The following is a 10926-nucleotide window of genomic DNA, read 5'->3' on the forward strand; positions in this document are numbered from 1 at the left end:
GAGACCTATTAAAACTATGTATTGCGGGAGGCGGATTTGAACCACCGACCTTCGGGTTATGAGCCCGACGAGCTACCGAACTGCTCCATCCCGCGATAATATTATTTTTGACTACTTGATTATTGTACCATTATTAACTTAACAAAGTCAATACATTTTTTAATTTAAATTTACAATCTCTTAAATTTCAAAATATTTGATACATCAAATTAGCTTTAAATCGCTCTCGCTTAACACTTTATTAGTATATTAATTTTAAAACTAATAGTCAATAATTATTTACAATTAAAATGTGTAATAATTAACTAGTTAAATCATTTTATAACAAAAGTGTGCAAATGGTCACAAAATCACTTGCCAACATCATCAAATTAAACTTTTTACACATGTTATAAATCTTAAAAAGAAACATTTCTTAATAAAGCTTATTGATTTTGCGACGTATCTACTGGAACATTCCTTCAAATAAATCCTACTAACATTGGTTTAATATACATGTTTAGTTATCTTTTAGCACTATATTAACACCGATAACAAAACACTTATTGTTTATATATGATTAAACTTTATAAATACCTCCCCTCCCCTACTCATATCAAATTATTGTGTCATTAGTCCTTGCATACGATCTTGTAAAGCGGTAAATGTTGTAAAACCATCTTCTTCCATGAAATGACCGCCTTCTTCAACAACACGAATATGACCTTCTAGTGTATCCATAAGTCTTTTTGTTTCTTTATATGAAACATGCTTGTCACTCTTTGAACAAAGTCCATAAAAGTAGTCTACTTTATTTTTGACAGTATCATAATCTATGGTTACATCTTGTAAATCTATATTTTCATCAATATCTTGTGCATCGTCTCTAAATCCAGCAATACTGAATAAACCTTCAATATTTTGATTTAAACTTTCAATAAATTTTAAACTTGTGATTGTTCCAAATCCATGTGTCACAAAATATGTATCTTTTTTCCTAACATTTATTTGCTGTTGCATTTGTGTTACCCACATATCTAGATTAGCAGGTGTATCTGCTTCTAAATTAAATAATGTAACCTCATAACCTTCTAATGTTAAATTATGTCCTAACCATTCATACCAATGATTATGTGCATTGCCTACACTTGAATGAACTATTATTACGTCTGTCATTATTATCAAACCTCACATTATATAATTTAAAAAATAATCATGACTCATTTTACTTTATTTTATAATAAAAGCACTTTAAAAAGATATATTTATCCCTTCAAAGTGCTTAATTGATTTGTTAATTGATCAACTTTAATTCTTCTAGCATTTCATCAACTGCATTATGTCCTTGTTGAATACAATCTGGTAGTCCAACTGCTTCAAATGGTGCACCAGTAATTTTTAAACGTGGATAAGTTCGTTTAATATGCTGTTGTATTTCTCTAATTTGCTTAATATGACCTACATGGTATTGAGGCATACTCTTAGGCAAACGATTAACAATAGTAAATTCTGGGTCACCTTTGAACGTCATCATCTGTTGTAAATCTTGACGTACAATAGATACAATTTCTTCATCTGTATGGTCATCAACAACTGTATCTCCTGGTTTACCAACATAAGCTCTGATTAACACTTTTCCTTCTGGAGTTGTAAATGGCCATTTTTTTGAAGTCCATGTACATGCTGTTATGCTTGTATTACTTGTTCTAGCAATAACGAAACCTGTTCCATCATAAGTATTTTCAATATCCTTTTCATCAAATGCAAGTACCACTGTTGCTACTGTCGTTGAATCCATTGTATTGAAATAATCAAATGCTGGATCATGGTTAAACCAGTCCATAAAGACTTGTTGTGGTGTTGTTACTAATACCCCATCATAAAATTCTTTTTTGCCATCGACAATTACTTGATAGTCAGTTTGAGATATAATAATATCTTCAACCTCTGTATTATATTCAATATTGACACCTTGTTTTGTTACAGCTTCAACTAAAGCCTCTATGAACGAACTAAGTCCGTGTCTAAATTGCTTAAATTGACCTTTAGGGGCACCTGGATATAGTTGGCGTTGTTTAATACGTTGTTCCCTCTCATCTTTCATGCCTTTGATTAAACTACCAAAAGCTTCTTCTTTTTCTTTAAAATTAGGGAAAGTACTCATCAAACTTAAATCATCAATATTTGTACCATAAATGCCACCCATTAGTGGCTCAATTAAATTTTCAAGTACTTCATCACCTAAACGCTGTCTAAAAAAGTCACCTACTGAAATGTCATCTTCAATCTCTATAGGCTTTTTAAATAGATCTAGACCTGCTCGTAACTTACCTAATGGAGAAATCAATTTTGTTTTTATAAAAGGTTTTATATCCGTAGGTATTCCCATAATAGAACCACCTGGGATAGGGTATAATTTATTTTTAGCATAAATGTATGATTGACCTGTAGTATTCGTAATCAAATCATCGCCTAATCCAATCTCCTTAGCTATATCAGTCATAATAGTTTTTCTACCTAAGTATGATTCGGGTCCTAATTCAATAGTATAACCATCTTTACGATACGTTTGAATTTTACCACCTGGACGATTACTTGCCTCATAGATAGTAACATTTAAGTTAGGATTTTGTTTTTTCATATAGTAAGCACTTGTTAAACCGGTTATACCTGCTCCGATGATTGCTACATTCTTACTCAAAATCATTCACGCTTCCTTCTATTAAAATACTGTTTTAATTTCGTCTACAATCGCACCAATAAATAATGGATGCGTATTAGGCATCTCTGGACGATAGTAGTTTGCACCTAAGTCATCGCACACTACTTTACATTCATGGTCATTGTCATATAACACTTCAAGGTGTTCGCATACAAATCCTACTGGCGTATAAATAAAATGTTTATATCCATGTTCATTAAATAAATCTCTTGTTAAATCTTGAACATCAGGTCCTAACCAAGGTGTACCTGTATTACCTTCTGATTGCCAACCTTCTGCTACGTGGATAATATTTGATTGCTCTTTTAATTGTACTGCAGTATCATGTAACTCATTTGGATAAGGGTCATTATTTTTCTCAATTAAACCTTTTGGTAAGCTATGAGCTGATACTACTAATACAGTGTCATCATGTTCTTCTGTAGGAATTTGTTCTAATGTGTGATTGATTTGATTAGTCCAAAACTCTAAGAATTTAGGTTGATGGTAATAATGTTTTACATGATGTAATTGAATACCATATTTTTCAGCTTCTTCTTCTGCACGTTCATCATAAGATCCTACTGAAAAACTTGAATAATGTGGTGCTAATACAACAGTGACCGCTTCAGTAATTCCATCTTTATGCATAGATTCAACCGCTTCTTCTATATACGGTGAAATATGTTTTAGCCCTAAATATAATTTAAACTCTACATCTTCATAAGATTCATTTAATGCACCTCTTAATGCTTCTGCTTGTCTGTCTGTTGTTCCAGCTAATGGAGATAATCCCCCAATAAATTCATAACGATCTTTTAAATCTTGTAGCTCGTCATCTGTTGGTTTTTTACCATGTCTAATGTCAGTATAATATGGCTCAATGTCACTTTCTTTATAAGGTGTACCATATGCCATTACTAATAAACCTATTGTTTTACTCATTTATAAAACCACCCTTTAGTCTATTGCTATTACTTAATCTATTGAAATTCATAATGCTAAATTACTGATGTGTATAGTCGTGAACGAATTGGCTTACATTACGTAAAGTTTCTGGTTGAACTTCTGGGAACACACCATGTCCAAGGTTGAAAATATGTTGTCCTCTTTCCATGCCTTGATCTAAGATATCTTTTAATCTTTCTTCTATTACATCCCATGGTGCTAATAATAATGAAGGATCTAAATTACCTTGTAGCGTCTTAGTTACACCAAGCTGTTGTGCTTGTTGTATTGATGTTCTCCAATCAAGTCCCAATACATCTATAGGTAAATCATTCCATTCATTGATTAAATGACTAGCACCCACTCCGAACAAAATAACTGGAACATCATGTTTTAATTTAATGCCTTTAACTAACTTGTCCATACCTGGTTTAATATATTTTCTATAGTCTTGAACATTTAATGCGCCGACCCATGAATCAAAAATTTGAATTAATTCAGCACCAGCTTCTACTTGTGCATTAGCATAATCTATCGAAACCGCTACTAAATGATCCATTAAAGCAAACCAAGTCGCTTCATCACTGTACATCATAGCTTTTGTTTGATTATAGTTTTTAGAAGGGCCACCTTCTATCATATATGAGGCTAGTGTAAATGGTGCGCCAGTAAATCCAATTAAAGGTACATTTAATTTTTCTTCAGTTAACAGTTTGATTGTATCTAAAACATATGGCACATCTCTTTTCGGATCTATCTGTGATAACTTTTCCACGTCTTGGACTGTTTTGATTGGATTTTGAATAACTGGACCTATTCCAGATTTAATTTCTACATCTACACCAATAGGTTTTAAAGGTGTCATAATGTCTTTATATAAAATTGCTGCATCCGTATTGTAATTATCAACTGGTAAATGTGTCACATAAGCACATAGTTCAGGTTGATGAGTAATTTCAAACAGTGAATATTTCTCTTTTAATTTACGATATTCAGGTTGAGATCGCCCTGCCTGACGCATAAACCAGACTGGTGTATGAGAGGTCTTTTCACCTTTAATCATTTTTAAAATAGTATCATTCTTACTATGTACCATATAGTCCTCCTAAATTAAAATCATTCTTATCTATAATAGCATATACTTAGTTATTTCGTATTTTAATGTGCTTAAATGTCATAAAAAAGACATAGTAAAATGTTTTATAAATTATTTGTATCTACATAGCTTATCTCATAATTTTTCGTTTTGTTAAAGTGTATTAGTATTATAATTAAACATTTAATAGTAATGATATAAATTAATAGCAATTAATTTTAGTTTAATTTGTAAAAAATCAATCCATTTTTATACATTTATTTCAAAATTAAGACTTTGAAGGTAGAAAATAGAAATTTATAATCGTATAATTAATTAAAACAAGGGAGGTAAGGATCATGAATTTATATACATCGTATGGTACTTATGGTTTTTTAAATCAAATTCAAATTAATAATCCAGATCATAATCTATTTCAATATTCTGCTTCAGATACATCTGTTATTTTAGAAGAAACTGAAGGCAAATCTGTACTGAAGCATCCAAGTGCTTATGAAGTTTTATATAGCGTGGGTGAATTTAATGAAGAACATTTCTATTCTGCGCTCTTCATACCTTCATCTGAAGATCATAAAAATCAATTAGAAAAACAACTTCTTCATTTTGGTGCTCCATTTGATAACTTTGGTGGTTTCAAAAGTTATCGATTATTGAGACCATTAGAAGGTAATACTTATAAATTATATTTTGGTTTTGCAAATAGAAGTGCTTATGAAGATTTCAAATCATCAGATTTATTCCAGGAGCACTTTTCTAAAACTGCTTTAAATCAATTCTTTGGATATAGTGGTCAACATTCAAGTTATTTCGAACGTTACTTATATCCTGTAGATCATCAATAATAAAAAAGGTTGTCCTATAGCGAAGTAATTCAATTTCGCAAATAGGACAACTTTTTTAATCTCGTAATAACGTTTCTTGATATTTTAGTTTTTTAATTGTACTTCTAATAGTCAAATAGCCTACTAAGAAAAATACAATTGAGAAAAAGAATAATGTAGGATTCATAATTGAAAATGCTATTGTGAATACCACACCTATAACTATCATAAGTCTATAAAGAAATTTTTCGTATCCTTTAATTACAATAGTATCTGGTGCTGGCCAAACTTGAGGCCAGAGACCATAAGCTTGTTGCGTATAAAACTGTGACATTTGCAATAGCGTGATATACATAAATAAACTTCCTATTAAAATACCTACAATAGGATGAGAAAGCCATATGATTAATACAACTGCGATTAACATTAATCTTATTATAATGCTAAAAGCATCTCTCCCTCTTACAAAACTTCTCATAAATAAATATAAGTACATTTGATTGGCATTAAATTTTTTGCCTTTTGGTACTGGTAAAATAAAATCTAAATAACTACGACGTACTGCTGTCTCTCTTAAATGTTTAACATCTGTAAACATATTCACGAATTTATAATAATTCGTATGATGTCTTTGCTCAATCGCAATCATTCTTTCCCACGGGTATAATTGTTTAGCTACCTTACCTTTTAGTACAACAATTAACACTGCCATTGCAATCGTAATTAATATCCCTAAATAAGAATGTAAGCCTAATATTATATAAAAATTAAGGCTTAAAATAATGAAAAAACTCACATTAACTATCCAAGTAGATACACCTAATTGATATAAACACCATCTTAAATGCAATACTATATATGGTGTTAATAAGGCAACTAACGCAAATGCAATATAATATTGAATATTACTTTCACTTAATTGATAGAATAATGGGAAGGGAACAATAAGAATAAGTAATAACATCATTATTCTAGTGAAATAACTATAATTAATACTTAATGTCATGTATCGTTTCATATATTTTTCAAATGGTAATAGAAAAATTTGGTCTGCTTCTTTTAATAATGTTCTTAATGGAAATAATGATAACAAGGCGATAATAATACTTGTAATCAAAGCATAATCAATATGTTGAGGTATATGCTTCAACCATTCGCCATACCCCATTATAAAAGCACCAAATAATATTAATAAAAATACTGTAAAGTGACCATTGAAAATGAATTTATTATAATAATTCTTTTCCTTTCGAATCGCTTTCTGACGTTTCCTGAATAATGTAGTTGCCTCATTAATCATTGGCATTTCCACCTTGAGTGACGTGAATATAAATATCATCTAGTGTGTGTTCTTTCAATCCTGTTTGTTCTCTTAACTCTTCTAAATTACCAAATGCTACAACTTCACCTTTATCTAAGATAATAAATCGATCACAATAACGCTCTGCAGTAGCTAAAATATGTGTACTCATAAGAACTGTACGTCCTTCATTTTTCTTTTCTACCATTAAATCGAGCATTGATTGTATACCTAATGGATCCAATCCTAGAAATGGTTCATCGATAATGTATAATTCAGGATTCACAATAAATGCACATATAATCATGACTTTTTGTTTCATACCTTTTGAAAAATGACTTGGAAAAACTTTTAATTCATCTTCAAGTCTAAATACTTTTAATAAAGGCTTTGCCCTTTCCATTGCTACTTCATGTGTAAGACCATAAGCCATCGCAGTCATTTCTATATGTTCTTGTAAAGTCAATTCTTCATATATTACTGGTGATTCTGGAATATATGAAAGTTTTCTACGATATTCTTCTATATCGTCATTTATATTTGTTTCTGAAATTGATAGTGACCCTGATGAAGGCGTTAATAATCCTAACATATGTTTAATTGTAGTACTCTTTCCAGCCCCATTTAAACCTATCAATCCAACTATCTCACCTTTATTTAATTCAAAATTGATATCTTTAATAACTGGTCGTTTTCCATAACCACCTGTTAGATGTTCTACTTTTACTGTCATAAGGCACCTCCACGAAAACTATTGTACCAAAAATTATGTTTTACTCCTAAAATTAGCTATGAAGAATGACGTTTTTTCCTAAGTAATGCTATAATGTATTTTAAGATGAAACGAAGAGGAGTGTTATCAAAATGTCTGAAACAATTTTCAGTAAAATTATTACTGGTGAAATACCAAGCTTTAAAATATATGAAAATGACTATGTCTATGCATTTTTAGATATTTCTCAAGTTACAAAAGGACACACTTTATTAATTCCTAAAAAAGCTTCTGCAAATATTTTTGAAACTGATGAAGAAACAATGAAACATATCGGGGTTGCGCTACCTAAAGTAGCGAATGCAATTAAAAAAGCATTTAATCCTGATGGTCTTAATATTATTCAAAATAATGGTGAGTTTGCTGATCAATCTGTATTCCACTTACATTTTCACTTAATTCCTAGATATGAAAATGATATTGATGGTTTCGGTTATAAATGGGAAACACACGAAGATGAATTAAATGATGATGCTAAAAAAGAAATTGCTGCTCAAATTCAAGCCCATTTCGAATAATCATGCATAATCTATATTAAAATGGGTATAAGATGAATAATACTATTATCCGAGATATAAAAGTGAGGAGAATTATAATGAAAGTAACACGCGTATTATTTGGTATTGGCGTAGGTGTTGCCGCAGGCTTCGCAGTATCTTTAAGAAATCGTGATGACCAAAGCGTTAAGAACAATACTATTGATGGTAGCCAACCTACTGGCGCTCAATCTGAGTTACAACGTGAACTTGAAACTATGAAACAATCATTCAACGATATTTTAAATTATAGTTCACAAATTAAAAATGAAGGTACTGAATTTGGTAGTTCAATTGGTGACGAAATCAAAACTTTAATTGGTAACTTCAAATCTGATATCAACCCTAATATCGAAAAATTACAATCTCATATTGAAAATTTACAAAATCGTGGCGAAGAAATTAGTAATACATTTTCTAAAGAGAAATAATTTTTTGTACTATAATGTTTCCCCTATTCAAGAATAATTATTTGGATAGGGGTTATTATTTTATTAATAACTTAGGAACATAAGTATTAAATTAAGAATGTTCATTTAATCTAATCTGCAAATAGATATTGACTTCATATAAATTTCAATAGATAATACGAATCATATATTGATTAAGAAGTGAGGCATGTCTCATGTTTTTATGTACAAGACAAATTGATATTCATGAACGTTTTGGCATACCTAGAATTGCCTTCATGAGTATTGTTGGTACTATTATAATGTTTTTAGTTAGTTATGAAATCATGTATTTCTTTAGTGATACACCATTATCTGACAAACATTTTCTTATTGTTTTAGCAATTACATTCTTTATGTATCCACTACATAAAAGTGTACATCTGTTATTTTTTATTCCTTATTATAAATCTTTTAGAGTACATAAATTAACGCGAAGAAAATGGATTCCATATTTTAATACTTACGTTAATACACCTATTCATAAAATTTATTTTTGTATTAATTTGATTTTACCTTTCATTTTAATATCAATGTTGTTCATCGCTTTGTGTGTGAAGTTCCCGCAATATGGACATTATTTTATGTTTTTATTGGCACTTAACTTTGGTTTTTCTATTTTAGATTTAATGTATTTAAAGATACTTATTTTCTCTAATTATGGAAACTATATTGAGGAACACCGATCTGGTATCCACATATTAAAGAAAGAGAAATTTGTTACAACTGTATAATGATCTTTATATTAAAATTGGACCCTTTCATATGGTCCAATTTTTATTTTATATAACAAAATTAATCATATATTTTTCAATAAAACTAGTACTATAGTCCTAAAGAGAGGGTTATGAATTGGTACGCCTCATTTTATATGTTATATTTTACTTGATTATATACATAAAGGAGTTAACAACTTATGAAAGCATTTAATAAAATTATGATACCTGTAACTGCAAGTGCCCTTTTATTAGGCGCATGTGGATCTGATGCAACTGATTCTAAAGAAAATACTCTTATTTCATCAAAAGCTGGCGATGTTAAAGTAGAAGATGTGATGAAGAAAATTGGTAAAGACCAAATCGCTAGTAAATCATTTAGTATTGTATTAGATAAAATTCTTGCAGATAAATATAAAGACAAAGTGGATACTAAAGATATCGAAAAAGATATTAAAAAAGAAGAAAAACAATATGGCGGTAAAGATCAATTTGAAAGTGTCTTAAAACAACAAGGAATGTCTATGGATGATTATAAAGAACAAAAACGTTTATCAGCTTATCAAAAAGAACTATTGAACGATAAAGTTAAAGTGTCAGATAAAGAAATCAAAGATAATACTAAAAAAGCCTCTCATATCTTGATCAAAGTAAAATCTAAAGATAGTGACAAAGAAGGTTTATCAGATAAAAAAGCAAAACAAAAAGCTGAAGAAATTCAAAAAGAAGTATCTAAAGATCCAAGTAAATTTGGAGAAATCGCTAAAAAAGAATCTATGGATAAATCAAGTGCCAAAAAAGATGGTTCTCTTGGTTATGTAACTAAGGGCCAAATGATGGATAGCTTCGATAAAGCACTATTCAAACTTAAAGAAGGCGAAGTATCTAAAGTAGTTAAAACAGACTACGGTTATCATATTATTAAAGCAGATAAAGAAACAGACTTTAACTCTGAAAAATCTAACCTTAAATCTAAAATTTTAGAACAAAAAATTCAAAAAAATCCTAAATTATTAACCGATGCTTATAAAGATATATTAGACGAATATAATGTAGACTATAAAGATAGAGATATTAAAAAAGCAGTTGATGATACTATTTTAGATCCAGACAAAATAAAACAACAGCAACAACAGTCTTCTCAAGGTGGCGCTAGTTCACAACAAGGTGCAACTGGAATGACTGGCTCTTAAGATATATCTTCACTAAAATCTTTTTTAAATGTAACATTTTGCAATAGTACAAACGCATGTTATAATGTAATCAACAAAGATTTCAGTATGGAAACACCAATCCCCTCACTATTTGCGGTAGTGAGGGGATTTTTTAGTGTGACTACAATTGTCACCTATTTACTTATCGTTACGATGCCGTAGCCAATGTGCAAACAACGTAACAATACAACCACTGATAACAGTAGTCATAATATGAACAAAGATTTCAGACATGGAATGAACACCCCCTCTCATCGTCGAAGTGACGCCTGAGAGATAGGCGACATGATTATTATATCATCATAAAATACATTTTAAATATAAAGATTGTCTGTTTAGTTTAAATTACTTTTGAATAACAAATATTTATAATTTAAAAAGGTGATGTAGCTCT

Annotated in this window: 12 protein-coding genes and 1 tRNA gene; 5 read left to right on the plus strand and 8 right to left on the minus strand. The window is 30.0% G+C overall.

Features of this window, described 5'->3' with window-relative positions:
• Positions 1 to 21: 21 nt before the first annotated feature.
• The 5 genes from N524_RS0108750 to hemE form a co-directional block, all read right to left on the minus strand.
• Positions 22 to 95, minus strand: a tRNA-Met gene (locus N524_RS0108750).
• Between the two features lie 505 nt (positions 96 to 600).
• Positions 601 to 1155 carry an RBBP9/YdeN family alpha/beta hydrolase gene (locus N524_RS0108755; protein ID WP_017638301.1) on the minus strand — a complete coding sequence of 185 codons (555 nt, stop codon included), beginning with the start codon at positions 1153 to 1155 and terminating at the stop codon, positions 601 to 603.
• A 118-nt stretch (positions 1156 to 1273) separates the two neighbouring features.
• The gene (gene hemY, locus N524_RS0108760; RefSeq protein WP_029056279.1) at positions 1274 to 2680 is read right to left on the minus strand and encodes a protoporphyrinogen oxidase; all 1407 of its coding nucleotides are present in this window, start codon (positions 2678 to 2680) and stop codon (positions 1274 to 1276) included.
• Positions 2681 to 2701: 21 nt separating this feature from the next.
• Positions 2702 to 3625: a ferrochelatase gene (gene hemH / locus N524_RS0108765; RefSeq protein WP_029056280.1), complete on the minus strand. Its 924-nt coding sequence runs from the start codon at positions 3623 to 3625 to the stop codon at positions 2702 to 2704.
• 61 nt (positions 3626 to 3686) lie between these two features.
• Positions 3687 to 4724, minus strand: coding sequence for a uroporphyrinogen decarboxylase (hemE, locus tag N524_RS0108770; protein WP_029056281.1), 1038 nt, complete (start codon positions 4722 to 4724; stop codon positions 3687 to 3689).
• 338 nt (positions 4725 to 5062) lie between these two features.
• Here hemE and traP point away from each other — a divergent pair, with 338 nt between their 5' ends.
• Positions 5063 to 5566 carry a signal transduction protein TRAP gene (gene traP / locus N524_RS0108775; protein WP_017638297.1) on the plus strand — a complete coding sequence of 168 codons (504 nt, stop codon included), beginning with the start codon at positions 5063 to 5065 and terminating at the stop codon, positions 5564 to 5566.
• Positions 5567 to 5621: 55 nt separating this feature from the next.
• Here traP and ecsB read toward each other — a convergent pair whose 3' ends face one another.
• Both ecsB and ecsA read right to left on the minus strand, forming a co-directional pair.
• A complete protein-coding gene (gene ecsB / locus N524_RS0108780) occupies positions 5622 to 6845 on the minus strand; it encodes an ABC transporter permease EcsB (RefSeq protein WP_029056282.1) in 1224 nt (407 codons plus the stop codon).
• Positions 6838 to 7578 carry an ABC transporter ATP-binding protein EcsA gene (gene ecsA, locus N524_RS0108785; protein ID WP_017638295.1) on the minus strand — a complete coding sequence of 247 codons (741 nt, stop codon included), beginning with the start codon at positions 7576 to 7578 and terminating at the stop codon, positions 6838 to 6840. The genes ecsB and ecsA overlap by 8 nt, the downstream gene beginning before the upstream one ends.
• Before the next feature lie 131 nt (positions 7579 to 7709).
• Between ecsA and N524_RS0108790 the strand changes: the two genes are divergently transcribed.
• The 4 genes from N524_RS0108790 to prsA all read left to right on the plus strand — a co-directional run bounded on the left by N524_RS0108790 (position 7710) and on the right by prsA (position 10511).
• Positions 7710 to 8135 (plus strand): HIT family protein, encoded by a 426-nt coding sequence (locus N524_RS0108790; protein WP_017638294.1) that lies wholly within the window; start codon positions 7710 to 7712, stop codon positions 8133 to 8135.
• Positions 8136 to 8212: 77 nt separating this feature from the next.
• Positions 8213 to 8584: a YtxH domain-containing protein gene (locus N524_RS0108795; protein WP_017638293.1), complete on the plus strand. Its 372-nt coding sequence runs from the start codon at positions 8213 to 8215 to the stop codon at positions 8582 to 8584.
• A 194-nt stretch (positions 8585 to 8778) separates the two neighbouring features.
• Entirely contained in the window at positions 8779 to 9336 is a 558-nt protein-coding gene (locus N524_RS0108800; protein WP_029056283.1) for a DUF3267 domain-containing protein, read from the plus strand.
• Between the two features lie 182 nt (positions 9337 to 9518).
• Positions 9519 to 10511: a peptidylprolyl isomerase PrsA gene (gene prsA / locus N524_RS0108805; protein ID WP_029056284.1), complete on the plus strand. Its 993-nt coding sequence runs from the start codon at positions 9519 to 9521 to the stop codon at positions 10509 to 10511.
• Positions 10512 to 10670: 159 nt separating this feature from the next.
• Here the strand turns inward: prsA and N524_RS13430 are convergent, their stop codons facing one another.
• Positions 10671 to 10766: a type I toxin-antitoxin system Fst family toxin gene (locus N524_RS13430; protein ID WP_107999723.1), complete on the minus strand. Its 96-nt coding sequence runs from the start codon at positions 10764 to 10766 to the stop codon at positions 10671 to 10673.
• Positions 10767 to 10926 lie beyond the last annotated feature (160 nt).

It is taken from the genome of Staphylococcus sp. URHA0057 (genome assembly GCF_000620265.1).
GTDB classification, from domain to species: Bacteria; Bacillota; Bacilli; order Staphylococcales; family Staphylococcaceae; genus Staphylococcus; species Staphylococcus pasteuri.

Coding starts and splice junctions, on each gene's coding strand:
- N524_RS0108755 (WP_017638301.1), bottom strand. CDS start 1,155: ATGACAGACGTAATAATAGTTCATTCAAGTGTAGGCAATGCACATAAT.
- hemH (WP_029056280.1), bottom strand. CDS start 3,625: ATGAGTAAAACAATAGGTTTATTAGTAATGGCATATGGTACACCTTAT.
- hemE (WP_029056281.1), bottom strand. CDS start 4,724: ATGGTACATAGTAAGAATGATACTATTTTAAAAATGATTAAAGGTGAA.
- traP (WP_017638297.1), top strand. CDS start 5,063: ATGAATTTATATACATCGTATGGTACTTATGGTTTTTTAAATCAAATT.
- ecsB (WP_029056282.1), bottom strand. CDS start 6,845: ATGATTAATGAGGCAACTACATTATTCAGGAAACGTCAGAAAGCGATT.
- ecsA (WP_017638295.1), bottom strand. CDS start 7,578: ATGACAGTAAAAGTAGAACATCTAACAGGTGGTTATGGAAAACGACCA.
- N524_RS0108790 (WP_017638294.1), top strand. CDS start 7,710: ATGTCTGAAACAATTTTCAGTAAAATTATTACTGGTGAAATACCAAGC.
- N524_RS0108795 (WP_017638293.1), top strand. CDS start 8,213: ATGAAAGTAACACGCGTATTATTTGGTATTGGCGTAGGTGTTGCCGCA.
- N524_RS0108800 (WP_029056283.1), top strand. CDS start 8,779: ATGTTTTTATGTACAAGACAAATTGATATTCATGAACGTTTTGGCATA.
- prsA (WP_029056284.1), top strand. CDS start 9,519: ATGAAAGCATTTAATAAAATTATGATACCTGTAACTGCAAGTGCCCTT.
- N524_RS13430 (WP_107999723.1), bottom strand. CDS start 10,766: ATGTCTGAAATCTTTGTTCATATTATGACTACTGTTATCAGTGGTTGT.